At 54.3% G+C, this 25167-nt stretch carries 21 protein-coding genes; 18 read left to right on the top strand and 3 right to left on the bottom strand.

The features are described 5' to 3' along the window. Positions 1 to 27 precede the first annotated feature (27 nt). The 11 genes from nrfD (at position 28) to Poly59_RS19635 (ending at position 12235) form a co-directional block, all read left to right on the top strand. Positions 28 to 1434: an NrfD/PsrC family molybdoenzyme membrane anchor subunit gene (nrfD, locus tag Poly59_RS19685; protein ID WP_146535803.1), complete on the top strand. Its 1407-nt coding sequence runs from the start codon at positions 28 to 30 to the stop codon at positions 1432 to 1434. After that, positions 1418 to 2914 (top strand): quinol:electron acceptor oxidoreductase subunit ActD, encoded by a 1497-nt coding sequence (locus Poly59_RS19680; protein ID WP_390621500.1) that lies wholly within the window; start codon positions 1418 to 1420, stop codon positions 2912 to 2914. Before nrfD ends, Poly59_RS19680 begins: the two co-directional genes overlap by 17 nt. Positions 2915 to 2982: 68 nt before the next feature. Beyond that, positions 2983 to 4245, top strand: coding sequence for a hypothetical protein (locus Poly59_RS19675; protein WP_146535801.1), 1263 nt, complete (start codon positions 2983 to 2985; stop codon positions 4243 to 4245). Positions 4246 to 4361: 116 nt separating this feature from the next. Then, on the top strand, positions 4362 to 4685 hold the full coding sequence (locus Poly59_RS19670) for a hypothetical protein (RefSeq protein ID WP_146535800.1): 324 nt from the start codon (positions 4362 to 4364) through the stop codon (positions 4683 to 4685). Beyond that, positions 4666 to 5622, top strand: coding sequence for an SCO family protein (locus Poly59_RS19665; RefSeq protein ID WP_246151777.1), 957 nt, complete (start codon positions 4666 to 4668; stop codon positions 5620 to 5622). Before Poly59_RS19670 ends, Poly59_RS19665 begins: the two co-directional genes overlap by 20 nt. A gap of 55 nt (positions 5623 to 5677) precedes the next feature. Next, positions 5678 to 6778, top strand: coding sequence for a cytochrome c oxidase subunit II (locus tag Poly59_RS19660; RefSeq protein ID WP_246151776.1), 1101 nt, complete (start codon positions 5678 to 5680; stop codon positions 6776 to 6778). A 63-nt stretch (positions 6779 to 6841) separates the two neighbouring features. Further along, complete coding sequence (locus tag Poly59_RS19655; RefSeq protein ID WP_146535798.1) at positions 6842 to 8590, top strand: cytochrome c oxidase subunit I; 1749 nt, start codon at positions 6842 to 6844, stop codon at positions 8588 to 8590. A 164-nt stretch (positions 8591 to 8754) separates the two neighbouring features. Beyond that, positions 8755 to 9987, top strand: a complete 1233-nt coding sequence (locus tag Poly59_RS19650) for a cytochrome c oxidase subunit 3 (RefSeq protein WP_146535797.1) — start codon at positions 8755 to 8757, stop codon at positions 9985 to 9987. A gap of 64 nt (positions 9988 to 10051) precedes the next feature. Beyond that, positions 10052 to 10435 (top strand): cytochrome C oxidase subunit IV family protein, encoded by a 384-nt coding sequence (locus Poly59_RS19645; RefSeq protein ID WP_146535796.1) that lies wholly within the window; start codon positions 10052 to 10054, stop codon positions 10433 to 10435. Positions 10436 to 10801: 366 nt separating this feature from the next. After that, complete coding sequence (locus Poly59_RS19640) at positions 10802 to 11809, top strand: PIN/TRAM domain-containing protein (RefSeq protein ID WP_146535795.1); 1008 nt, start codon at positions 10802 to 10804, stop codon at positions 11807 to 11809. A 30-nt stretch (positions 11810 to 11839) separates the two neighbouring features. Next, entirely contained in the window at positions 11840 to 12235 is a 396-nt protein-coding gene (locus tag Poly59_RS19635; RefSeq protein WP_146535794.1) for a hypothetical protein, read from the top strand. A gap of 28 nt (positions 12236 to 12263) precedes the next feature. Here the strand turns inward: Poly59_RS19635 and folK are convergent, their stop codons facing one another. Both folK and Poly59_RS19625 read right to left on the bottom strand, forming a co-directional pair. Continuing rightward, positions 12264 to 13145 carry a 2-amino-4-hydroxy-6-hydroxymethyldihydropteridine diphosphokinase gene (folK, locus tag Poly59_RS19630; protein WP_146535793.1) on the bottom strand — a complete coding sequence of 294 codons (882 nt, stop codon included), beginning with the start codon at positions 13143 to 13145 and terminating at the stop codon, positions 12264 to 12266. Positions 13146 to 13154: 9 nt separating this feature from the next. After that, positions 13155 to 13502, bottom strand: coding sequence for an ArsR/SmtB family transcription factor (locus Poly59_RS19625; RefSeq protein ID WP_146535792.1), 348 nt, complete (start codon positions 13500 to 13502; stop codon positions 13155 to 13157). On the opposite strand from Poly59_RS19625, the gene Poly59_RS29695 reads away from it, so the two are divergent. The 7 genes from Poly59_RS29695 to Poly59_RS19595 all read left to right on the top strand — a co-directional run bounded on the left by Poly59_RS29695 (position 13502) and on the right by Poly59_RS19595 (position 24695). Beyond that, a complete protein-coding gene (locus Poly59_RS29695; protein WP_186776396.1) occupies positions 13502 to 13663 on the top strand; it encodes a hypothetical protein in 162 nt (53 codons plus the stop codon). The genes Poly59_RS19625 and Poly59_RS29695 overlap by 1 nt on opposite strands. An 87-nt stretch (positions 13664 to 13750) precedes the next feature. Continuing rightward, a complete protein-coding gene (locus Poly59_RS19620) occupies positions 13751 to 14440 on the top strand; it encodes a CPBP family intramembrane glutamic endopeptidase (protein WP_146535791.1) in 690 nt (229 codons plus the stop codon). A 99-nt stretch (positions 14441 to 14539) separates the two neighbouring features. Beyond that, the gene (locus Poly59_RS19615) at positions 14540 to 17020 is read left to right on the top strand and encodes a PSD1 and planctomycete cytochrome C domain-containing protein (protein ID WP_146535790.1); all 2481 of its coding nucleotides are present in this window, start codon (positions 14540 to 14542) and stop codon (positions 17018 to 17020) included. 4 nt (positions 17021 to 17024) lie between these two features. Then, the gene (locus tag Poly59_RS19610; protein WP_390621499.1) at positions 17025 to 18473 is read left to right on the top strand and encodes a DUF1501 domain-containing protein; all 1449 of its coding nucleotides are present in this window, start codon (positions 17025 to 17027) and stop codon (positions 18471 to 18473) included. Positions 18474 to 18565: 92 nt separating this feature from the next. Beyond that, positions 18566 to 19591 carry a ThuA domain-containing protein gene (locus tag Poly59_RS19605; RefSeq protein WP_146535789.1) on the top strand — a complete coding sequence of 342 codons (1026 nt, stop codon included), beginning with the start codon at positions 18566 to 18568 and terminating at the stop codon, positions 19589 to 19591. 311 nt (positions 19592 to 19902) lie between these two features. Continuing rightward, on the top strand, positions 19903 to 23151 hold the full coding sequence (gene carB / locus Poly59_RS19600; RefSeq protein ID WP_146535788.1) for a carbamoyl-phosphate synthase large subunit: 3249 nt from the start codon (positions 19903 to 19905) through the stop codon (positions 23149 to 23151). A gap of 92 nt (positions 23152 to 23243) precedes the next feature. Then, positions 23244 to 24695, top strand: coding sequence for a sigma-54-dependent transcriptional regulator (locus Poly59_RS19595; protein ID WP_146535787.1), 1452 nt, complete (start codon positions 23244 to 23246; stop codon positions 24693 to 24695). 27 nt (positions 24696 to 24722) lie between these two features. Here the strand turns inward: Poly59_RS19595 and Poly59_RS19590 are convergent, their stop codons facing one another. Next, positions 24723 to 25136 (bottom strand): PaaI family thioesterase, encoded by a 414-nt coding sequence (locus tag Poly59_RS19590; RefSeq protein ID WP_146535786.1) that lies wholly within the window; start codon positions 25134 to 25136, stop codon positions 24723 to 24725. Positions 25137 to 25167 lie beyond the last annotated feature (31 nt).

Raw genomic sequence — 25167 nt, 5'->3', positions numbered from 1 at the left:
TACCTAACTCTTAGACCCTATCCCTCCATGTCACTTGCGATCCCAAACGGACTGGACAACAGCGTCGAACGCCCGGGCGAACGTGCCCCGTTGGTGTTGGGCGACACGACCTTTCACGACATCACCGAAACGGTGTGCTGTGTTGCCGAACGAAAGCCAAACAAGGCGTGGGTGATCGGGTTCCTGATCTCGTTCGCGTTGCTGCAGTGGTTCGGAATCTGCATTGCGTATCTGCTGTACACCGGTGTCGGCGTGTGGGGAAACCGCTCGCCGGTTTTCTGGGGCTGGCCGATTGTTAACTTCGTGTTTTGGGTCGGTATCGGTCACGCAGGTACTCTGATCAGCGCGATTTTGTACTTGTTCCGACAAGACTGGCGAACGGGAATCAACCGAGCTGCCGAGGCGATGACGATTTTCGCCGTCGCATGTGCCGGTACCTTTCCGGGTATCCACGTTGGCCGAGCTTGGCTTGCGTTTTGGTTGGCACCTTACCCGAGTTTGAACCTTTGGATGTGGCCACAATTCCGCAGTCCATTGCTATGGGACGTGTTTGCTGTTTCGACGTACGGCACCGTTTCGCTGCTGTTCTGGTACATGGGCATGGTGCCTGACTTGGCAACATTCCGTGACCGATCCAAGAACAAGTGGCGACGAATGGCCTACGGCATTCTGTCCCTCGGTTGGTCGGGATCATCGCGTCACTGGATGCGTTACGAAAAAGCTTATGCGTTGCTGGCTGCTTTCGCCGCTCCGCTTGTTTTGTCGGTACACACAATCGTTTCGTTTGACTTCGCGGTTTCGCAAGTTCCCGGTTGGCACACGACGATCTTTCCACCGTACTTTGTTGCCGGAGCGATCTTCAGCGGATTTGCGATGGTGCTGACACTGATGATTCCCGCCCGCACCATGTTAGGCCTTGAAAAGCTGATCACGATTCGCCACTTGGACAACATGTGCAAGATCATTCTGGCGACGGGTTCAATCGTGGGCTTGGCCTACGGCACTGAATTCTTCATCGCTTGGTATGGCCAAGTCCCCGAAGAAAAGTTTGCATTCCTCAATCGTGCCTTTGGGCCGTATTGGTGGGCTTACTGGACGATGATCAGTTGCAACGTCATCAGCCCTCAATTTTTCTGGTTCAAGAAAATCCGCACAACGCCTTGGATGATCGTCATCGTCTCCATATTCGTGAACATTGGAATGTGGTTCGAACGTTTTGTCATCGTCATCAGCAGTCTGTCGCGAGATTACCTGCCCAGTGCATGGGCTTACTTCTCGCCAACTTGGGTTGACTGGTCGATGTTGATCGGATCGTTCGGGTTGTTCTTCACGCTGTTCTTGTTGTTCTGCCGCTTGATGCCGGTGATCAACATGGCCGAAGTGAAATGGACGTTGGCGAAGCAGCATCATATGACCCATGAAGACGAGCACTGAAATAACGATGTCAGAATCTAAAGATAAAAAAATCCACGGGATCGTCGCAGAATACGCAACGGTCGACTCGTTGATGGCTGCTTGTCGCAAAGTCCGCGATGCCGGTTACACCAAGACGGATGCCTTCGCACCGTTCGCGGTTCACGGCATCGACAAGGCGCTCGGCATCAAGCCGACGAAGCTGCCTTGGATTGTGCTTTGCTGCGGCCTGACCGGCACTGCAACAGGCCTGCTGATGCAGATCTGGATGAACGGTATCGACTACCCGTACATCATCTCGGGCAAGCCCTTCATCTCGTTGCCGGCATTCATTCCGGTAGCGTTTGAATTGACCATTTTGTTTGCATCGTTTGGTGCGTTCTTTGGCATGTGGGCACTCAACGGTTTGCCAAAGTTCAGCAATCCTGTTTTTACCGACCCGCGTTTCGACCGCGTCACCGACGATCGTTTCTTTGTCTACATTGACTCGACCGACGAAAAGTACAACCAATCGAGCGTTGAAAAACTGTTCGGCGAAACCGGTAGCGAGTACATCCAATCGGTCCTCGAAGACGACTCGCCCAAGAAGGTGCCGAAGTTCATGATCACGACCTGGATCGTGGTGATGGCGTTGTCGGTGATCCCGTTGTTGGTTGTCTTGCGAATGCGAGTAACCAACAGTCCGCTGCCGCGTTTCCACGTCTTTTATGACATGGACTTCTCGCCATCGAAGGACGCCCAGCAAAACACGACTCTGTTTGCTGACGCTCGTGCGATGCGACCGAACGTTCCCGGAACCGTCGCTCGTGGCCAGATGGACCTCAACTTCCAAACGGGTATCGACATCGACGCGCTCGCAAAAATTGACGGCCCTCGCGCCGCCATGTTGGTGCGAGCTCTCGATGACGCTGACTTGGCTGAAGAGGACGAAGCTGTCAACGAAGAAACTGCCAAGCCAGCAGCCAGCGTGATGGATACGACGCCGTGGTTGAGCGAGAATCCACGCGAAATATCGCTTGAACTAGTGGAAAAAGGACAGCAACAATTCGGCATCTACTGCTCGGTCTGTCACGGCATGAACGGCAGTGGAAACGGATTGGTCAATCGCCGCGCACAGAAGCTGTTGTCGGCGACCTGGATTCCACCGTCCTCGCTGCACCAACAAAGTTTGTACGCCGAAAACTATCCGGACGGCAAACTCTTTAACACAATCAGCAACGGCATTCGCAAGATGCCTGGCTACGCCTCGCAAATCAAGGTTGAAGATCGCTGGGCCATCGTCGCCTACGTTCGAGCACTTCAGAGCAGTCAAAATGCGTCGATGGACCAAGTACCGGCTAGCGAAAAGAAGCGAATCGAAAAGCTAAAGACGCAAGTCGACAAGAAACTGAAAGAACAAGCCGAAGCCGAAAAGAAGGCTGCTGATGAAGCAGCGGCAAAGGCTAAGGAAGCCGAGAAAGAAGATGCCGAGGCTGCCGCAGCCAAGACACCTTCGGCGTAACTAAGTTTTCTTGATTGAAACTTAGTCAACATTCACCCTCCACTTGAATTTTACAAGCGTCCGCACTGATGTCACACGCACGCCCCGTCGTTAAGCCAGCCGACGACCCAGCTTTCAAGCTTCCGGCTTCGCTATCTGCAATGACCCTGCCGCTGTTGGGCGGTGGTTTGTTGTTGTTGATCGCTGGTTGGGCAATCGGCAATTTCATGGGCAATGCCCGTGTCGCCATGTCCGCCTACTTGGCCGCGTTCATTTACTGCCTGACTCTGGCAACTGGCTCGCTGTTCTTTGTGCTGATCCAGCACTTGGTCCGAGCGGGCTGGAGTACCGTGATTCGCCGCATCGCCGAATTAGTGATGATGATGCTGTTCCCGCTGGCAATTCTGTTCCTGCCGATCCTGATGACTTTGTTCATGGGCGAAGGCACCCTGTTTCGCTGGGACGACCCGAACTACGCGTCGGCCAATCACTTGCCGATGGACGCTTGGACTGAAAAGTCGCGTTGGCTCAATCAATCTTGGTTTACGATTCGGGCCGTCATCTACTTTGCCGTTTGGTTGGGCTTGGCACTGTATTTTTTCCGCGGCAGCACCCAACAGGACGAAACCGGCGAACGTGCAATGACCGATCGCCTGCAGTACTGGAGCGGCCCCGCCACGATGGCATTTTGCGGCGTCACTTCATTCGCAGCCTTCGACTGGGTAATGAGCCTGTCGCCGATGTGGTTTTCGACCATGTTCGGCGTCTATTTGTTCGCAGGAAGTGTGCTTGCCACCCACAGCATGTTGGCGGTCGCCGCCTACAAGCTGCAAAAGAGCGGCGCGATGCGAGACGAAGTCACGACAGAACACTACCACGACCTGGGCAAGCTGATTTTCGGGTTCCTGCTGTTCTGGATGTACATCTCTTATAGCCAATACATGCTGATTTGGTATGGCAACATCCCGGAAGAAACCGAGTGGATCTATCACCGGCAATTGGGCGGTTGGGGAATGTGGACAGTCTTACTGATCTTTTTCCACTGGCTGTTGCCGTTCCTGGGCTTGATGAGCATGTATGTTCGTCGCCGTCCGAAAATGGTCGTGTTCTGGGCTGCTTATGTACTGCTGGTCCACTTCGCCGATATCACCTGGATCATCATGCCCGAAGCATCCGAAGCCAGTGCACTGCCTTATGCAGTCAATTGGATCGGCATCCTTTCAGCATTTATGTGCATGGTCGGCATGATGTCGCTGTTAACCGGACTGGTCTTGAAAGTTGCCGGTGATACGCGAGTGATTGCGGCTCGTGACCCCCGGTTGGCGGAGTCCATGGCGTTCGAAAATGTTTGAGCGAGTGAGTTATTGACCGGTCAAGAAATTTCCCGGAACAGTTTGGGCTGTGTCGTGATGACGCAGCCAGCATCATTTTTCATCTCAAGAAGCACATTTTACGCGACAATAAGACCATGGCAGCCTACGACGACCTAAACGCAAAGCGAATTTTTACCGTTGCAATTATCTCGGTGGTTGTGACCGCAGTGACTGCTTTAGCGGTTCAAGTACTGTACTTCTCGATGAAACAGTGGCACGAAGCCGAAACGGTGTCGCAAAACGACTATCGCCGACAAAACAAGATTCTCGATGATCAGACCGCACAGATATCAAGTTTTGGCGTCGACGCAGATTCGGGCAACATCACGATTCCCGTTTCTGACGCGATGAAGTTGATGGTCGAGAACAAAACCAAAACGAACAGCAGCGAAAAGAAAAGTGACAACGACGAAACGTAACCTTCCGATTCAGCATGCTGGTCGGCGTAGCAACAGCGGAGTGCTTGCGGTAATTGCCGTAATCATGACATCGATGGTTGCGCTGCCCGTCTCGGCGATCGCACAGGGCTTGCAAAACGGTGCCGAGGTTTCGCTCAACAATGGTGTCCCCCGCGAAGTCGCGAACGTCACAGTAGAACAGAATCTTGGTGCACGGATTCCGCTGAACCTACCATTAACCGATTCTAACGGTCGCAAGGTCAAGACCGGCCATTACATCGACGGCAACAAGCCCACCATCATATCACTCAACTACAGCAACTGCCCCATGCTTTGCAGCGTGCAGTTGAACCAGCTGACAAAATCACTAAATGAACTTGATCTTCAGATTGGCCAAGACTTTCAATTGCTTAGCGTGAGCATCGACCCGAAGGAAAAGCCAGAGACCTCACTGAAGACTAAACAAAAGTACGTCGAGCAACTTCGAAAGAGTCAGCCCGGCGCCGCACAGGGCTGGGAATTTTGCACAGCCCAGCAACCGATCATCACCAAGTTGGCCGAAATACTCGGCTTCAAATATACCTATGACAGTAAATCTGGCGAATACTATCACCCGGCGATGTTGGCGTTCGTATCTCCAAAAGGCATCGTCACACGATACTCGTTGGCTGTTGCGTTCGAACCAGAAGATTTACGCAAGGCGATCATCGAAGCTGGTGATGGAACCGTCGGAACGCCAGTCGATCAATTCGTGCTGTGGTGTTTCAGCTATGACCCGGACAGCAACAGTTACGTACCTCAGGCATGGAAGATCATGCGTCTAAGTGGAGCAGCGACCGTCGGATTGATGATTGCTTGCCTGACGCCCTACTGGATCGGCCGTAAAGGACGAAACCATCCTCAAGACAGCGACGACTTGGCGGAAAGCCCGCCGTCACCACCGACGCCCAGTGCGTAATTTGTACAACTCACAACCGTAATTCAAAACCGTTTCAGACCCCGTCATGATGTTGATGAAACTTACAAACGCATTCTCGCTGGTCGGTGACTACGCTGAACCGTATGCGTGGTTCCCGGAATCGGCTTCAACGTTTTCGGAAACGAACGACTGGCTTTACAATTGGATCACGTACACCTGCGTCGTGTTCTTTGTCCCGATCATGTGTGCTTTGTTTTACTTCGCGGTGAAGTACCGAAAGCCCAAGGGAGCGAAAGCTGAAAGCAATGTGTCGCACAACACAGTGCTGGAATTGACCTGGTCGATCGTTCCATCGTTTTTTTTGGTCGGCATGTTCGTGATGGGCGCGCGTGCTTACTTGGACATGCGAGACGCCCCTGAGGGTGCAAACGAAGTCAACGTCCAAGCCTTCAAGTGGGGCTGGACCATCGATTACGGCTCGGGCGTTTTCCACCCTGAATTGCACCTTTTGCTAGACGAACCGGTCAAGTTGTCGATGCGTTCAACCGACGTCATTCACAGTCTCTACATCCCAGCATTCCGTGCCAAGAAAGATATCGTTCCGGGTCGCTACAACTTCATGTGGTTCAAGCCGACCGTCGCCAGTGAAAAAGTCAGCGATGAAGAGTTGGCAGCGGCTACGAAACAAACCAAAGAACGCGGCGAATCGTGGAGCTATGACGACCACCAATTTACTCCGGATGGTTACAGGTTTTTCGACCTTTACTGCGCTGAATACTGTGGCACCAATCACTCGGAAATGCAGACTGTTGTTGTCGTCCACGAGACGCTTGAAGACCTGAACGCGTGGATTAAAAAATATAGCGCTCGCCCCACGGGTGTCGACCCAGCAACCTACGGCGCGACGCTGTACAACAACCGCGGATGTGCGGGTTGCCACAGCCTTGATGGTAGTAAGCGCGTCGGACCTTCTTTCCAAGGGCTGTACGGGCGTCCCGAGGAAATGGTCACGGGTGAGTCGATCAAGGCAGATGAAAACTACATCCGCGAATCGATTTTGTACCCGAAAGAAAAAGTGGTTGCCGGATACCAGCCAGTAATGCCAAGTTATAAGGGTCAACTTAGCGACGACGACATCTACTCGATCGTCGAGTACTTGAAAACACTTTCAACGACCGGCGCCGCGACGAAATAGATCGTCGCCCGATTCGCCGTATTTATCAAACACATCGCATCATCAGTTTTAGAGGTCCCTTCCATGTCAGCCGGTTCTATTCCGAAAGGCTCCGTCGTTCGCGATCCGGGGTATCCCACCGCGAGTGAGAATTACCTCACGAATTCGAAGGGTGTCCTTAGCTGGATCTTTACGCTTGATCACAAACGGATCGGCGTGATGTACTTGGTTGGCGTCACCTGTGCTTTCGCATTCGCAGGCCTGTTGGCGTTGCTGATCCGGCTGCACTTGTTTCAGCCCGACGGGATGATCTTCAAGGGTGCCGAAGCAAACAACTATTACAACCAGTTGTTCACACTGCACGGTGCGGTGATGGTGTTTCTTTTCATCATCCCCAGCATTCCCGCAGCACTAGGCAACTTTTTGGTCCCCGTCATGTTGGGTGCGAAGGATGTTGCCTTTCCGCGGCTGAACCTTTGCAGCTTCTATCTCTGGTGCGCTGGCGCGATGTTTTTCATCGGCGCATTGTTCAGCACTGGTCTTGATACGGGCTGGACGTTCTACACCCCATACAGCACAACGACCGATACGTCCGTAATCGCTGCCACGATGGGTGCGTTCATTTTGGGTTTTAGTTCGATTTTCACCGGACTGAACTTTATTGTCACGATCAACACGATGCGTCCGCCAGGCATGACGTGGTTCCGAATGCCGCTTTTCTTGTGGGCGACTTATTCGACCAGCATCATCCAAGTTCTGGCGACGCCAGTTCTAGGCATCACGCTTTTGTTGTTGATCGCCGAACGGACAATGCACATCGGTATCTTCGACCCTGAATTCAACGGCGACCCGGTCACGTACCAGCACTTTTTCTGGTTCTACAGCCACCCCGCCGTTTACATCATGATTTTGCCAGCATTCGGCGTTATCAGCGATTTGATCAGCGTCCACAGCCATAAACGAATCTTTGGTTATCGATTCATCGCGTATTCATCGATCGCAATCGCCCTGCTGGGATTTCTGGTATGGGGACACCACATGTTCACCGCGGGCATGAGCCCGATGACGACGATCATTTTCAGTGCTTTGACGTTCACCGTGTCGGTACCTTCGGCGATCAAAGTATTTAACTGGATTGCAACGATGTACAAGGGATCGATCAGCTTGACGACTCCGATGTGCTTTGCCATCGCGTTCATTTTCTTGTTCACGATCGGCGGATTGACAGGACTGCACTTGGGAACGCTTGCGACCGACATGCACTTGCACGACACGTACTTCGTGGTCGCTCACTTCCACTATGTGATGGTCGGCGGAACTCTGATTGCCTTCTTGGGCGGCGTGTTCCACTGGTGGCCAAAAATGTTTGGTAAGTTGTACAGTGAGTTTGGCGGCCGATTGTCTGCAGCGATCATCTTCGTCGGTTTCAACCTGACGTTCTTGCCACAATTCGTACTGGGCAGTCGCGGGATGCCTCGACGCTATGCGACTTATGACCCCGAGTTTGCATACTTGCACCAAATGAGCACCATCGGTGCGTTGCTGCTGGGTGTCGGTTTGTTGGTCGCCTTAGTTGTCTTGCTGACCTCGCTGGTCAAGGGCAAGAAGGCGCCGGCGAATCCATGGGGCGGTGCGACACTTGAATGGCATTGCACCAGCCCGCCACCTTTCTACAACTTTGAACATGCACCGGTCGTCGGCGATCCCTACGATTTCAGCAATGTCGAATGGGACGGGGCGAACGAACGCTACGTTTCCACCGAACCTGAACGCAAAATCGCACCAAGTGAAATACCCGATGCGGTGCCCGCGCACGCCAAAGACGGTCACTAAGACGCGGTCATTCGCTCACCAGAGAAAAGCAGTCCCTGACTTGCGTCGAGCGGGTTAGGACGCTAGTGCTAAATCAAAACAACGACCGGTCCGTCTCTGGACGTACCGCCCATAATTTGTAGGATGACAGTCTGTCATCTCGGACCCTCTTTCAGATTCAATCCATGTCCACCATCGACGTTGCTCCCGAAAATGCGCACGACGCGCACGGTCACGATCACGACCATCCGTCGTTTTTGGCGCACCATTTTGACACTCCCGAGCAGCAATTTGACAGCGGTAAGTTGGGCATCTGGCTGTTTCTCGTTACTGAAGTGTTGTTTTTCGGCGGTATGTTCTGCGCCTACGCGATCTTCCGCATGCTCAGGCCCGATGTTTTTGAAGGTAGCAGTCAGTTTTTGAACACCAAACTTGGTGCGATCAATACCGGCGTGTTGTTGTTTAGCTCGCTGACGATGGCATGGGCTGTGCGTTGCTCCCAGACCGAGGAATACAAAAAGCTGACCGCGATGTTGGCGTCGACGCTGTCCTGTGCCATGATCTTTTTGGGCGTCAAGTCCATCGAGTATTCGCACAAATGGGGCATGGGTTTGTTGCCCGCCGGATCATTCTTTTACGATCCCGCCAACCCACATCCAACTGCGACCGAAATGGTCGAAAAGCATGGTTTTTCGGCGGGCACGGCTTTCTTCCTTGAAAACGGCCTGTACTTTTTGTGTGCGCCATTCGCGTTGCTAATGGTTGGCGTTCTGGTATGGCTAGCGGTTTCAGTTTTGAAGGGCGACAAGTTCCAGACCGCGTGTGCGATGCCATTGTCGGTCGTCTGCATCTGCTTCTTTGTGGGTGTTGGACTTGGTATGATCTTAGAAAGCGGTAGCGACGAGGGACACGGTGCACACACAGTGGCGGGCGAACACGCCGGCGATGGACATGTGGCGACTGGCGATCATGATCATGACCACGCGTCCCCAGCTAAACATGCTGCGGTCCAGGTTGGCACTGACTCGGACCTGACAATCCGCGAGCGCCTAGCGACAGACGTGACGAACTCGGGAATCAGCAGTGAACTGTCTGCTCGAGAACGTCAAACGACTTTGGCCCAAGGATCGGTTGTCACCGACACTTCAACGATCGAAGGTGGCATTAGCGAAACAGAACAAAATGTTTTGACTCCCCGGACTGCTGGCATCTTCTTCGGCATCTACTACTGCATGACCGGCGTTCACGCGATCCACATTTTATGCGGGATCGGGGTTCTGACTTGGTTGTTGATCCGGTCAGTCCGACATGACTTCAACCGTCAATATTTTGGCCCCGTCGATTATGTTGGGCTGTACTGGCACTTGGTTGACTTGATTTGGATCTACTTGTTCCCGCTATTGTATTTGATCCGTTAGACCGACAGGTTGAATCAAAACGCGAAGAAACATTACCAACGAATTTAGATTAGAAAAGAATAAGATGTCAGCTCACTCCCATGCAGAAGACGGCCACGGCGAACATCGCGAAGGCTATGACTTTGCTCACCCGATGCCGGTATCGATGTTGCTGACAGTCTTCGGGATTTTGATCGGCTTAACGATCTTGACCGTCGCCCAAGCAAGCTTTGACTTTGGCAGCTTTGACTTGTACATCGTGATGGGAATCGCGACCGTGAAGGCACTGTTAGTGGGCCTGTTTTTCATGCACTTGCTGTGGGACAAGCCGTTCAATGCTATCCTGTTTTTGGGGTCATTCGTCTTCTTGGCTTTGTTCATCATTTTGACATTGACCGACAGCAGTCAGACGTCGGATTCATTCGAACCCAAGATTGATGACGTCGTCCCAGTTGTCGCGGAAGGTTAAATCCGGTTTCGAAAAAGCCTTAAATGTGGGCCTACGACGTCGGGCAACGGCGTGAAACCCACTTCGGGGTTCCTTTTGGGTTCTTCATTTTTCGCGAGCCGCTTTACCTATTGGCTCGCTACTCAAGAACACTTCCATGTGTTTACCACTGAGACTCTTCTAAATTAGTGGCATGTTCTTGGTCGCTAAAAGCGCATTGTTTACCGGTTAGGCGGATTATGCCGTGCTAGAGCGATAAGAGCTTCTAGGATCGTGTTATCCGCCCCTGGGGATCATGACGGCACTGATTTACACTGGCGTTTAGTCGTCGGCACGAAAGTAGCCGGTCGCTTTTTGTTTCGTCACGCATTGCGGGCACCGAGATTCATGGCGCTGATCATTCTTCGTTTTCTGTTTTTGCTATGCGCCGGTGGCGTATCGGCAATTATCAATACGCAGTTGCTCGACACGTCGACTTCGGTGCCTTGGCTGGTGTTTGCCGGGACAATGGCGTTCGCCATCGTGATCGTGATCGCTGACATTTTTGCCCCCAAAAAGAAGATCGACACGATCTCGTCGATCTATTTTGGATTGCTAATCGGCGTGTTACTGACTTACGTCTTGTCGATTGCAATCGCGCCTCTGCTTGCGCAAACAGTGATCGGGCCAGCGATTCCGCAAATGGTGATGGCGTTAGTGCTGTGCTACATCTGCGTCAGTGTGCTGCTTCAGACTAAAGATGACTTCCGTTTTTTGATTCCCTATGTCGAGTTCGTCCGTGAAGTGAAGGGTTTCAAACCATTGATCTTGGACACCAGCGTGGTGATCGATGGCCGGATTGCTGATTTAGTTGGTACGGGAATCTTTGACAACCAGTTAATCATGCCTCGATTTGCGTTGACCGAATTGCAGGCGATCGCCGACAGCAGCGACAAGCTTCGTCGAACACGTGGACGCCGCGGGTTGGATGTGCTGAACCGAATGCGCGCGGACGACAATGTTGACCTGATGATTTTTGACCGCGAGCTTCCTGAACTCGCCGGCCAAACGGTTGATTTAAAATTAGTGCTGTTGGCAAAGCACCTGGAAGGCAAAGTGGTCACGGGCGACTTCAACTTGAACAAGGTCGCCAAACTGCACAATGTTCCCGTGATCAACTTGAATGAGATCAGCAATTCGCTTCGACCAGTTTTCTTGCCAGACGAAACATTCCGCTTGAAGGTCATCAAGGCTGGTGAAGGTGCCGAACAGGGCATCGGATACCTGGACGACGGCACAATGGTCGTGATCGAGGGTGGGCGTAATCGGATTGGACAAGAGCTTGATGTGCGAGTGACCAGCACGCTGCAGACCAACGCTGGCAAGATGATTTTCTCGAAAGTCGAAAGCCGCTAGAGCCGAAGCCTGGCTGATCGGAAGCGATTGATGTGGTTCCTGTTGATTCCAATTGCGTGGCTGTTGGTGTCATTTTCGTTGGCTCGAATGAGCGGTTGGGCGCAGCTGTCCAAACGATATGCTTGCCGTGAGTTTGCAGCCGATGAAACGGGACGGTTTCGCACCGCCACGTTCGGTCCTATCCAGTACCATTCTTCGCTGACCTTTGGCGTCAACAACGACGGGCTCCAGATTGCCATGCCGTTTCTGTTTCGGCTTGGGCATCCACCGCTGGTCGTGCCGTGGGCAGAGATGCATCGCATCGAACTGGACAATCGCCTGTACTCGCACCGCGTCAAAGTTTCCTTTGGCAAACCGGCGATCGTACGAGCGACGCTGCCCGGATGGGTCCGTTATCGAATGCCGATTGAAATCAGACCGCACTGAAATCGTGCACGGCGAATCAAGCCGAAGTTTAGAGAGAACCGGCCCATGATCCGTCGGCGGTTACCGGACGGATCGGACAGCGCATCGACGCTAGCGCCGATACGATTTCGGTGACGGCCCAATCTTGATCGTCAACTTCCAAACGGTATTCAGGCCATCTGCCACCAGCTGGCCACATTTGATGCGGTGCGGGCCAGCATGTCGCTGGGGTGATGCGTTGGATCCTTACGATCAAACGAGGCGTCATCGGCAATGATTCATCGCTGCCCGATTCCATTGGAAGCGGTGGAACAAAGCTGGACACCCACGACGCGTGATCGCGACATTTCGCCGGATCCGTTTCCGGATCAGTGAACGTTTTGACGCCATGCTCGGCCTCGAGCCGTTGGCAAAGATCTTCGCGAATCGTTCCCTCACCGCCGATCATCGAAAGCGAAGCTGCGCCTTTGCTGAGGTGACAAGAGAGTTGCTCGATCGTCCAGCCGAAACGAGGATCTCGATAGTGCGGTGCGACATCACAGGCGGGCTGCAGCACAAACTGACGCGCGGTGTAACGAGGATGGGGAACCACCAACGCACTTGACCCGCCAATCAACTCGCCGTGTAAGACGACGTCCAAGTCAATCGACCGTGCACCCCAGCGTTGCCGTCGCAGTCGTCCCAGTCGATTTTCGGTGTCTTGCAGTAGTTCGAGAACTTCGCGTGCGGTCGCCGTGGTATCGAATGCAGCGACCGCGTTCAGAAAGGGTTCCTGGCCGCCCGGGCCACCAATCGGTGGCGTTTCAAACAAACGGCTGGCCAAAAAATTTTTGACTAGCGGCGACTGAGAAACAATCGCGGCCGCATCGGCGATTCGCTGGTCTCGGTCGCCAAGATTGCTGCCGAAACTGATCAAACATTGTGCGTTCATGAGATTGGCCTACCGTTCCGATCGATCGGCGGGTGTCACCAGTCGCCGCACCAGGTAGCGGGCATAGGCATCACAAACGTCCCGTCGGCAAGACAGAATCGCCATTTGCCCCTCGCGCCGCGAATGGATCAAATTCGCCGCCACCAGTTCCTTCAGATGGTGCGAGATCGTGGCCTGAGTCACGGGAAATTCCGCGACTAACGTTTTGCAGGGAATCTCTGTCGTCGCTGCGATGCAACTTAGAATGGCAAACCGCTGGGGGTCAGCGATTGCTTTGGCGATCCGGTGAAACTGTTCCTCGGATAGTGGGTCATCGATTTTCGAATCGCAGCTCGGCGGTGTAAACGAATCATTCATTGCACCACTCTAGGCTGATCGGGACGACCTTTGAAGTCCCAAACCGTCACAGCACTGACGCGTTTGATGTTGCGGCGGAAACCGTGCTGTTACGACCGGTGATCGAATCAGCAGCCCCATTTCTGTTGGGATGGCGGGTCTACACGACCGTGTCGACGTGACACAATGTAGCGGCAGCCTAGGCTGACAGTCGTCGCTGCTGCCGGCCGCCTGCGGCAAACGATTTCCTACTGAAAAATAGTGTGTCTGTGGACGAACTTGAAACCGACGACCCTCAATCCGACGATCAATCGCCCGAGGATTTCTTTTTTACGGCAGTACTCTTCGAATCAGCGTTAGGCGCAGTTGCGATTCTATTGGGTTGGCTATTGGGCCCAGACACTCGGGCGGCGATCCCCGAAATCGATCTGGCATGGCCAATCGATTGGGAATCGCTGCAGCCAATCGGCATCGGCTTGGGATATGGCTTGATTGCGACCATCCCGATGCTAGTGGCGATTGACGGTTTACGGCGTCTGCCGTGGGAACCTGTTCGCAAGCTGGAACGCCTAAGCGACGATGGCGTGATCCAATCGCTGTTGCAATTGCGAGCGTCCGAAATGATCGTGATCAGCCTGTGCGCAGGGATCGGCGAAGAATTGCTGTTTCGCGGCTGGCTGATGCCTTGGCTATCGCGGGGCTGGACGGCCGTGCAGCCAGCCGAAATCTCGGCACCAATGGCGATGGCGGTGGGGCTGGTCGGTTCATCGATTGCATTCGGCTTGGTTCACCCGCTGACGAAGCTCTACATCGTCGTGGCGACCGTGATGGGGTTCTACTTCGGCGGTCTGTTGATTTGGAGCGGCAATCTGCTGGTCCCAATCACTGCCCACGCAGCTTACGACACGGTGCAATTACTGATGACGGCAAGATCTGCCAGAAAATTGCAAACTGCGTAGCAGGATTGCTCGGGTTCGACCAACGAAAAAAATCCCCTCGGCGATCCCACATCGGCTATCCTAGGGCGGTTCTCTAATCCCACTTCGAGAATCCCCGCCTTGCAAAATCTCCCCCCAAGCCGTCGCAGTCGTTTCGTCCTTGTTGCCACATCCATCGCGGCAATGGTCGTCGCTGTGTTATGTGCGTTTCCGTTTTCGATCTTGGCAAACGCCGAATCCAAAGCGGAGACGAGCGAACAATCGATGCGTTTTTTCGAGTCTCGCATTCGACCAATCTTGATCGACCGCTGTTACGAGTGTCACAGCGGCGAATCCAAAGAGGGCGGATTGCGGCTAGATCAACACGATTCGATTTCGGTGGGCGGCGATAGCGGTGCGGCGGCGATCGCGGGTGACCCTGACTCCAGCCTATTGATGGCGGCGATCCGATATGACGGTCTTGAAATGCCACCGGATCAGCCACTTAGTGACGCCGAGAAAGCCGACTTTGCGACTTGGATTCGACAAGGTGCGTTTTGGCCGATCGCGAAAACGGCAAGCTCAATTCCCGGCGGCCCTGGTTCGGATGAAACCGATCCTGCGTCTGATCAAGGCTGGGCATCGCATCCCATCGCGACAGGCCCGTTGCCCGATCCAGTCCCCGGCATTCGATCTCCAACCGTCATCGATCGCTACATCGACGCGGGTCTACATAGTGCCGGACTTCATCGTGCACCGACGGCCGATCGCATCCGATTGATTCGCCGCTTGTCGTACGACTTGCTCGGCGTCCCGCCATCCCCAGAATCGATCGATCGATTTGTCGCCGACCGTCGTCCGAATGCTTACGTGCGATTGGTCGATTCGATGTTCGCTGACCCAGCGTACGGCACCCGGATGGCTCGGCTATGGCTGGATCTGGTTCGCTATGCAGAATCCGATGGATGGCGAGCCGACGCTTATCGGCCCCAAGCATGGCGGTATCGTGATTTCGTCGCCGGCGCGTTCAATGACAAAATGCCGTACGACGAATTCGTATCGCTTCAGATCGCGGGCGACGAAATTTCGCCTGGCGATGATCGTGCGCTGGCAGCCGTTGGATTTTTACGCCTTGGGATTTTTGAATACAACCAACGCGATGCCGAAGGCCAATGGCAAAACATCGTCGACGAGATGACCGACGTGACGGCCGACGTTTTCTTGGCAACGGGTTTAGCGTGTGCAAAATGCCACGACCACAAGTTCGATCCGATTCCCCGGTCAGACTACTTTCGGCTGCGGAGTGTTTTTGAACCCGTCGTGTTTGTCGATCGCGCGATCCCGACGGCGGTCCCAGAACAAGAAAATGAAGTCAATGACCTGCTAGCCGAACTGTCGTCGGTCGAGGGTGAAGAAGTCCGCAAGATGAGCGACGCACACGCGGAACGTTTTCCAGCTGACGTGCTGTCGGCGTACCGCAAATCACCATCCGAACGCAATTCCTACGAACATCAACTCGCTTACTTAGTCGCTCGGCAAGTCTTCGAAGAAGGACTGCAGGACGGAAAAGTCAAAAGCGCATTAGGCCCCGAGCGATACAAAAGACGCGGTGAAATCTTGCACCGGCTCAGCGAGTTGGGTGCGAATCCGTATACGCTGGACGTCATGATCAGCGTCGCCGACGCGACCGGTCCAACCAGACCGACTCGTTTGCCAGGACGCAGCCAAGGCAGCGAGTTTCAACCTGGCATCCCACAATGGTTCGGCGGTCAGGATCTAGAACCGACGCCACCAGCCGAATCACCTCAATCGAGCGGTCGTAGATCTGCACTCGCCGCTTGGATCACGTCGCCGGACAACCCCGTGACGGCGCGAGTGATGGTCAATCGGCTGTGGCAGTATCACTTTGGACAAGGCATCGTCCGCAGCCCTAACGACTTTGGCAGCCTTGGCGAGCAGCCAACGCATCCCCAACTGCTGGATCATTTGGCTAGTCGGTTCATCGACTCTGGCTGGTCTATCCAATCGATCCAGCGAGAAATTGTGACCAGTGAGACTTACAAACAATCCGCCGTTAATCCGGATGCCGAATCAGCGATGGATATTGATGCCGGCAACCGACTGATCTGGCATCACCCGGTTCGTCGCCTCGATGCGGAACAGTACCGGGATTCGCTGTTGATCGCGATGAACAGTTTGATCGATGAAGTTGGCGGCCCAGGGCCTTCGGGTACTCAAGGTCGACGGTCGATATATCTGCGTCGGTTCCGAAACAAGTCCGACGAAATGCTTGCGACCTTGGATGCACCGCCCGGCGTGGTCGGGACCGCCCGGCGAGACGTGACGACAACCGCTCCCCAGTCGCTAATGATGATGAACAACCCGCGGATCTTGTCAGTCGCAAAGTCCTTTTCGGCTCGTGTCCGAAAAGACGTTCAAGGGATTGCACCTGAGCAGCGTTCAGATGCGTTCATCGACCGGGCGCACCGCATTCTGACCGGCGTCGCCCCGGATGACGAAGTTCGTCATTGGCTGTCGCCACTGGTTCAGTCAGGTGAAGACGGCGAAGTCAACGTTTGCCACGTCTTGCTAAACAGCAACGCATTCCTGTTCGTGGAGTAAAACAGTGAAGAATCCGAACGAATCGAGCCTGTGCCGCAGCTTCGGTGTGCCACACGTGCAACATGCGCATAACAGGCGTCAGTTCCTAGCTTCGGCTGGTGCGGGCTTTGGTGCGTTAGCGTTGCAAGGCATGTTGTCATCGCAGGCCAGCGACACGGCACATCCTTTAACACTGCACCACCGCCAGACCGCAAAGAGCGTGATCTTTCTGTTCATGGAAGGCGGCCCCAGCCAAATGGACACGTTTGATCGCAAGCCTCTATTGAATAAGCTGGCGGGCCAAGGTTTACCGTCCAGTTTCAAAACGCCGATCACGGCGATGGGCGAACATGGCGCGCCGCTGCTAGCTTCGAAACGAAAATGGTCGCGTTATGGCGAAAGCGGTCTTGAGATCAGTGACTGGTTTCCGAACGTCGCCCGGCATGCGGACGACTTGGCGATCATCCGATCTTGCTATGGCGAAGGCATCAATCATTCCGGTGGCTGCAATTTGATGAACACCGGCTCGATCCTGGGTGGCCGCCCATCGCTGGGGTCGTGGATCACCTACGGGCTGGGCAGTGAAAACCAAGATTTGCCTGCGTTCGTAGTGATGACGGACCAGCCGAAACCGGCCACCAACGGCGTGCGAAGTTGGGGACCGGGGTTCTTGCCGGCGACCTATCAAGGCACGCCGGTTGGCAACGGCCCCAACGGTGAAGCGATTGCGAACCTTAAACGGCCACCTGGTGTGACGTTCGAAACCCAGATGCAAAAGCTGGACCTGATCAACCGCATCAATTCCCAGCACGCAATGCGGTTGCCAAACGTTTCGACACTCGACGCCAGAATCCGATCATACGAATTGGCCGCCCGAATGCAATCGGCTGCACCAGAGGCGGTGGACCTGTCAATCGAATCCGCCGAAACGCAGAAGCTTTACGGATTAGACAATAAACGGACCAAAAACTACGGCGAAATCTGCTTACTGGCTCGCCGCTTAGTTGAACGAGGCGTCCGGTTCATCCAGCTTTATAGCGGCACCGGCAGCGGCTGGGATGCCCACGCCAACATCGAAGGCAATCACGGCCGGTACTGCGGCGAAGTCGACTTGCCAATCGCCGGATTGTTGACTGATCTGAAACGTCGCGGATTGCTAGACGAAACGTTGGTCGTATGGGGTGGTGAGTTTGGACGGACACCGATGAGTGAGAAAGGCGATGGGCGCGACCACAATCCAACGGGGTTTACGATGTGGATGGCGGGCGGAGGCGTGCGCGGCGGACAAGTGATTGGCGCGACCGACGAACTCGGCTTGTACGCCATCGAAGAACGCGCTCACGTCCACGACATTCATGCAAGTATCCTGCATTTAATGGGACTCGATCGACTAAAGTTGTCCTACAACCACCAAGGCCGACTCGAACGTCCCACCGTCAATGAGGGAGCGATGATCCGGTCTCTTGTCACGTGAAATCTAAAGCGATCGAAACTCCCAAGGCAATTGTTGGCCGACAACCATTGCTGCCTAGCATTTACCACCTACTTTTATCCGAGACTTTCAAAATGCGTTTTTTTGCGTTTCTATTTTCGATGGCTCTTTCGTTTGCAGTTGCGACGGCCAATGACGGACCGCTCGTCTATCAGGGCGATGCAGGTGTCGGCGTCGGCAAGCACATTGTGTTTCTAGCCGGCGATCACGAATACCGAAGCGAAGAAGCACTGCCAGCGCTCGCTCGTATCATGGCAAAGCATCACGGTTTCAAATGCACGGTGCTGTTCAACATCGACTCCAAAACAGGATTCATCGAGCCAGGCAATAGCAACATGCCACATACAGACGCGATCGCGGATGCGGACTTATTGGTGTTCGGCCTGCGATTCCAAAACTTTCCCGCCGAACAAATGCAACCAATTGTCGATTACCTCAATCGCGGTGGCCCGGTCGTCGGCACGCGAACAAGCACGCACGCCTTTAAGATCCCGAAAGATTCACCATTTGCCAGGTTCGACCATAAATACAGCGGTGAAGAAATGAAGGGCGGATTCGGCCGGCAGATCTTGGGTGAAACCTGGGTCAGCCACTACGGCAAGAACCACGTCATGAGCACCCGACTAGACATTGCACCGGAGCAAGCAGGGCACCCGATCCTGCGAGGTGTGAAGAACCCTTGGGTTGAATCTGGCGGCTACTGGGTCGATCCAATGCCAAACTCGGTGGTACTGGCGAACGCCCAACCGCTCGAAAGCATGAGCCCCGATGCTGCGCCGGCAAAGGATAAAACTCCCTGCCCAGGCGTTTGGACACGAACCTATTCGGGTGAAAACGGAGCGACCGGGCGTGTCTTCACGACGACCTACGGCGCATCGGAAGACTTGCGCAACGACGGATTCCGACGTCTGATGGTCAACGGAAGCCTGTGGGCGATGGGTCTGGAAGACTCGATCAGCGCGGACCTGAAAACGGACTTTGTCGGCCCCTACCACCCGACCACTTTCGGCTTCAAAGGATTCCGCCGCGGAGTGAAACCGCTGGACATGTCCGACTGGGACACACCGATCATGAATCCGGAAAATCCCAGCAAGGATTAGGCATCGATATTAGTCATCGATTAGGCGCCCCCTCGGGAGGTGATTCTCAGCGATTGCGGTTCCCAAGGGAGCCCGTGTGGGTCTTCTTTAGTGACTTCGTCCTCCGTGAAGTTAGCTAACGATTGATTCAGATCCCGGTCTTTTCAGGCAAAAAACAGCTTCGTGGCAGATTCGGCCACGAAGCAATCGGAGGCGTCCTCTGCGCCTCGGCATTTCTTTGCTATTCTGCCTAGCAATTTGCGTGTCAGCGACCAAAATCGCCACATCACGGATGTTCACCTACGCCTCTCACCTCACGCCGGAAAGACACAGTGCCCGCCCGCGACGACATCAAAACCATCATGATCATTGGCAGCGGCCCCATCGTGATCGGCCAAGCCTGCGAGTTTGACTATTCAGGCACTCAAGCCTGCAAAGCACTTCGTGAAGAGGGTTACCGGGTCGTTCTGGTTAACAGCAACCCCGCCACGATCATGACCGATCCGGCAACGGCGGACGCGACCTACATCGAACCGCTGACCTGGCAGATCATTGAAAAGATCATTGCCAAAGAACGCCCCGACGCATTGTTGCCGACTTTGGGCGGCCAAACGGCACTCAACGCTGCGATGGAACTGGAAGCCAACGGAATTCTGAAAAAATACAACGTCGAAATGATCGGCGCGAACACAGCCGTGATCGCTAAAGCCGAAGAACGCGACCAGTTCAAATCTGCGATGGAAAAGATCGGGCTAGATGTCTGCAAAGGCTTCACGATCGGAACGCTTGAAGAAGCTCGCGCAGCGCTAAAAGAAGTCGGTTTGCCCGCCGTCGTTCGCCCTAGCTTTACGATGGGTGGGTCGGGATCGGCGATCGCCTATAACAAAGACGAATTCGATTCGCTGGTTCAAAACGGGCTCGATCAATCGCCGGTTACCGAAGTCTTGATCGAAGAATCGATCATCGGCTGGAAAGAATACGAGATGGAAGTGATGCGCGACGTTGATGACAATGTCGTCATCATCTGCAGCATCGAAAACTTTGACGCCATGGGCGTGCACACAGGCGACTCGATCACGGTGGCCCCGGCCCAAACGTTGACGGACAAAGAATACCAACGCATGCGTGACGCATCGCTGGCCGTGATTCGTGAAATCGGCGTCGAAACCGGTGGCAGTAACATTCAGTTTGCGATCGAGCCCGATACCGGCCGCATGATCGTGATCGAGATGAATCCACGGGTCAGCCGGTCTAGCGCGCTTGCGAGTAAGGCAACCGGCTTCCCCATCGCAAAGATCGCCGCCAAGTTGGCGGTCGGATATCGATTGTGGGAATTGACCAACGACATCACGCAAAAGACCAAAGCGTGTTTTGAACCAACAATCGATTATGTCGTCACCAAGATTCCGCGATTCGCGTTTGAAAAATTTCCCGAAGCCGATGCGACGCTGATGACGCAAATGAAGAGCGTTGGCGAAACGATGGCGATCGGTCGCAACTTTCGCGAGTCCTTTCAAAAGGCAATGCGGGGACTCGAAGTCGGCGCATTCGGCTTGGGTAGCGATAACCGCGATAAGTGGGGCACCGACGAACAGCCCGACGAAGACGAAATCACCGCCAAGCTGAGCATCCCGAACGCCGACCGGATCTTCTATATCCGTTACGCGATGAAGGCGGGAATGACAATCGAACAAATCCACGAACTGACGCACATTGACGTTTGGTTCTTGGATCATCTCTCGCAAATCATCGAGGAAGAAACTCGCCTAATCAAGATTGAATCGCTTGCAACCATTACGGTTGATGAAATGCGATCGGCCAAACGCAATGGTTTCTCGGATCGCCAATTGGCGAAGATCTTCGGTTCGACTGAAAAGAAGGTCCGTGCTCACCGCAAAGAAATGGGCATTCGCCCGGTCTTCAAGAGCGTCGATACATGTGCCGCCGAGTTCGAAGCCTACACGCCGTATTACTACAGCAGCTATGAATCTGAAACCGAGTTGCCGCCCAAGGGCGATCAAAAGCGAATCATGATTCTTGGCGGTGGACCGAACCGAATTGGCCAAGGGATCGAGTTCGATTATTGCTGTTGTCACGCCAGCTATGCCCTCCGCGAGATCGGCATCGAAAGCGTGATGGTCAACAGCAATCCCGAAACGGTCAGTACCGACTATGACACGTCGGACATCTTGTTCTTTGAACCACTGACAATCGAAGATGTGCTGAACATCTGCGACGACATTCAACCGGATGGCGTGATCGTCCAATTCGGTGGTCAGACGCCATTGAACCTAGCACGCGGATTGCAAGAAGCGGGTGTTCCGATCATCGGAACTAGCGTCGACACGATCGATGCAGCCGAAGACCGCGAACTATTCCAGCAACTGATCAACGAACTTGGTTTGCGACAACCGCCAAGCGGCATCGCGAGGAACATGGAGCAGGCGCGTCGCCAAGGTAAGATCATTGGGTTCCCGATGCTGGTTCGTCCTAGCTTTGTGTTGGGCGGCCGGGCGATGGAAATCTGCTATGACCAACCGCAGTTCGAACGGTATGTTGCCGAGGCCTTTGTCGTTGCCGACGGACAACCTGTGCTGATCGACCGCTTCTTGGAAGACGCCACCGAAGTCGACGTTGATGCGATCGCGGACGGCACGGACTGTGTCATCATGGGAATCATGGAACACATCGAAGAGGCAGGCGTGCACTCGGGCGACTCGGCCTGCGCGATCCCAACGTTCAGCCTCAGCGAATCTATCCTAACTGAGATTCGCGAAGCGACCGCCAAGCTTGCTGCTCGCTTGAAGGTCATCGGCTTGATGAACATCCAGTTCGCAATCAAAGACGAAGAAGACGGCCAGAAGGTTTACGTTCTGGAAGTCAATCCGCGTGCTAGCCGCACCGCTCCCTTTGTCGCTAAAGCAACCGGCGTCCCCGTCGCCGGAATCGCGACCAAGGTCATGACCGGCATGACCCTGAAAGAACTCGGCATCACCAGCGAACCGACTCCGCGGCACGTTTCGATCAAAGAAAGCGTGTTCCCGTTCCGCAAATTTGCGGGCGTCGACATCGTGCTTGGCCCAGAAATGCGCAGCACCGGCGAAGTCATGGGCATCAGCAGCGATTTCTCGATGGCGTTTGCCAAGAGCCAGATTGCGGCCGGTAGCGTGCTGCCCGAGTCCGGCAAGATTTTTATGAGCTTGTCGGCTCGTCACAAGGAAGCTGCAATCGCGATTGGTAAAGAACTGATCGGCCTGGGCTTTGAATTGTTGGCGACCGCCGGCACCGCGGCTCGCTTGAAAGAAGGCGGCGTCGCTGTGACGCAGGTCAAGAAGATCGCCGAAGGTCATCCCAACTTGATCGACTTCCTAAAGAACGACGATGTCCAGTTGATTCTCAACACGCCGAGCGGCAAAGGTGCCCGAACGGACGAAGGACGCATTCGCGCGGCCGCTGTCCAAGCGGGCGTTCCCTGCATCACGACGATTGCGGCTGCGGAAGTTGCAGTCAAAGCGATGACTGCGATGAAAGCTGGTGCGATGAATGTTGAATCGCTGCAAAGTCGTTACGCGACCACCTAAATCATTATCCTTTCGACCGCTCTTCGTTCGCCTTGGCAATGTGAACGGAGCAGTAACAGGATCGTGCGAGAAAAAAAGCATCTGACCAAGTCATGTCATCCGATTCCCACAACGTCGATTTTGATCCCGCTAGTCTGAAGTTGTTGGTCGTCGACAACGAGGCCGCGCACGCGCGGGCGATGACCGAAAGCCTGGAAAAGGTCGGATACGTTTGCGAAGTTGCAACTAGCGGTCCAGAAGCGGTCAAATTGATCCAGCGTGAAACATACGACATTGTCATCACCGATATGGTGATGAATGACGTTGACGGCATGAAAGTCCTCAGTCTGGCAAAAGAACGATTGCCAGACTGCGAGGTCGTGATGGTGACCGGCCACGCGACCGTTCCTATCGCCGTCGAGGCGATGCAGCAAGGCGCGTTCAACTTTCTAGAAAAGCCAATCACCCCCAACCGTTTGCGCGCGATCGCTGAAAAAGCAGCCAAGGCTGTTCTACTGCGCCGCGAGAATACGGAACTGCATCAGCGACTCGACGAACGGTTCGGCTTCGAAGGCATCATCTACACCAGCAAGAAGATGCAGGATGTCGTTGACCGCGTCCGACGGATCGCGTCGACCGACGCAACGGTGCTGATCACCGGCGAGAACGGAACAGGCAAAGAAGTCATCGCTCAAGCAATCCACCAAAACAGTCCTCGCCGCGCCAAACGAATCGTGGCGATGAACACCGGCGCGATCGCCGAGAACCTGGTCGAAAGCGAACTGTTCGGACACGTCAAAGGATCGTTCACTGGCGCGGTTTCCGATCGTGAAGGTGCTTTCCAATATGCCAACGGCGGTACCTTGTTCTTAGACGAAGTCGGCGACATGCCGATGGCGACACAGATCAAATTGCTGCGAGTGCTCGAAGAAAACCAAATCACACGGGTCGGCGATAACAAAACGATCAAGGTCAACGTTCGATTGATTTCGGCCACCAACCGGCCGCTCGAAGACATGATCGAAGCGGGCACGTTTCGCCGCGACCTGTACCATCGATTGAAGGTCGTCACTATCGAATTACCGGCGCTTCGCGAGCGACGCGAAGACGTCGTCCCGCTGATGGACAGTTTTCGAAAAATGTTCTTGCGGCGACATGACAAAGCCACCGCACACTTCACACCCGCGGTGACAAAGCGTTTCTTTGCCTATGATTGGCCAGGCAACGTTCGACAGCTCCGCAATTTTGTCGAAACCATGGTCGTACTCGATACCGACGGCAAGTTAGACATCGATGATTTACCGCCTGAACTGATTGACGCCCCCGCCGAATCAGACGGCAACGAAACGGCACTGACATTAGTAACGGGCGACAACGACTTAGTCGGACAACCGCTGAGTGTCATCGAACGTTGGGCAATTGAAGAGACCCTAAAGCTAACTGGCGACAACCGCGAAGAGGCCGCCAAGATCCTAGGAATTGGTGCCCGAACATTGTACCGACGTTTGGACCAATACAAGCATGACGAGGACGCCGCCGGCGAGATGCCCATCGACGAAGACTGAACCACAGTTCAATAAGCACTTCGATAGCTACGAATCAATCACCGTGCATGTCGATGTTGCCGTCGCGATCGTCTTACCCCGCTGGTTTGTGAGAACGCAATCCACAAACCCAATTCGCAAGCCTCGCTCGACCACACGGGCTTTTGCGACGACCATGCCTTCTTTGACCGGTCGAATGAAGTTGATCTTCATCTCGATGGTCGAAAAGTCTTGACGATCGACCAGTGTTCGACCGAACGCGATTCCCATCGCGGCGTCCGCAAGAGCGGCAATCAATCCACCATGAACTCGCTGCATCGGATTGTGATGGTGCGGTCCACACATGATTTGGACCGTTGCAATGCCGACGTCACCCGAAGTTTCAGATTCGGCTGGCAGGACATCAAACCCGACAAGCCGAGAAATCGGAGCATCAGAGAAACGATTGGACGATTCGGACAACAGGTGGTCTCACGCAGCAGAATTAGGAACA

Origin of the sequence: Rubripirellula reticaptiva, assembly GCF_007860175.1 — a bacterium.
Classification (GTDB): domain Bacteria; phylum Planctomycetota; class Planctomycetia; order Pirellulales; family Pirellulaceae; genus Rubripirellula; species Rubripirellula reticaptiva.
The sequence above is the reverse complement of the archived record's forward strand: the minus strand, read 5'-3'. Positions and strand labels throughout refer to the sequence as shown.

What these genes read in the sequence shown, in the direction of transcription:
- Poly59_RS19625 (WP_146535792.1), bottom strand. Translation starts at nt 13,502, where the DNA reads ATGAATGATTCGTTTACACCGCCGAGCTGCGATTCGAAAATCGATGAC.
- folK (WP_146535793.1), bottom strand. Translation starts at nt 13,145, where the DNA reads ATGAACGCACAATGTTTGATCAGTTTCGGCAGCAATCTTGGCGACCGA.
- Poly59_RS19595 (WP_146535787.1), top strand. Translation starts at nt 23,244, where the DNA reads ATGTCATCCGATTCCCACAACGTCGATTTTGATCCCGCTAGTCTGAAG.
- Poly59_RS19635 (WP_146535794.1), top strand. Translation starts at nt 11,840, where the DNA reads ATGTGGTTCCTGTTGATTCCAATTGCGTGGCTGTTGGTGTCATTTTCG.
- Poly59_RS19660 (WP_246151776.1), top strand. Translation starts at nt 5,678, where the DNA reads ATGAAACTTACAAACGCATTCTCGCTGGTCGGTGACTACGCTGAACCG.
- Poly59_RS19645 (WP_146535796.1), top strand. Translation starts at nt 10,052, where the DNA reads ATGTCAGCTCACTCCCATGCAGAAGACGGCCACGGCGAACATCGCGAA.
- Poly59_RS19640 (WP_146535795.1), top strand. Translation starts at nt 10,802, where the DNA reads ATGGCGCTGATCATTCTTCGTTTTCTGTTTTTGCTATGCGCCGGTGGC.
- Poly59_RS19650 (WP_146535797.1), top strand. Translation starts at nt 8,755, where the DNA reads ATGTCCACCATCGACGTTGCTCCCGAAAATGCGCACGACGCGCACGGT.
- Poly59_RS19680 (WP_390621500.1), top strand. Translation starts at nt 1,418, where the DNA reads ATGAAGACGAGCACTGAAATAACGATGTCAGAATCTAAAGATAAAAAA.
- nrfD (WP_146535803.1), top strand. Translation starts at nt 28, where the DNA reads ATGTCACTTGCGATCCCAAACGGACTGGACAACAGCGTCGAACGCCCG.
- Poly59_RS19655 (WP_146535798.1), top strand. Translation starts at nt 6,842, where the DNA reads ATGTCAGCCGGTTCTATTCCGAAAGGCTCCGTCGTTCGCGATCCGGGG.
- Poly59_RS19605 (WP_146535789.1), top strand. Translation starts at nt 18,566, where the DNA reads ATGCGTTTTTTTGCGTTTCTATTTTCGATGGCTCTTTCGTTTGCAGTT.
- Poly59_RS19675 (WP_146535801.1), top strand. Translation starts at nt 2,983, where the DNA reads ATGTCACACGCACGCCCCGTCGTTAAGCCAGCCGACGACCCAGCTTTC.
- Poly59_RS19670 (WP_146535800.1), top strand. Translation starts at nt 4,362, where the DNA reads ATGGCAGCCTACGACGACCTAAACGCAAAGCGAATTTTTACCGTTGCA.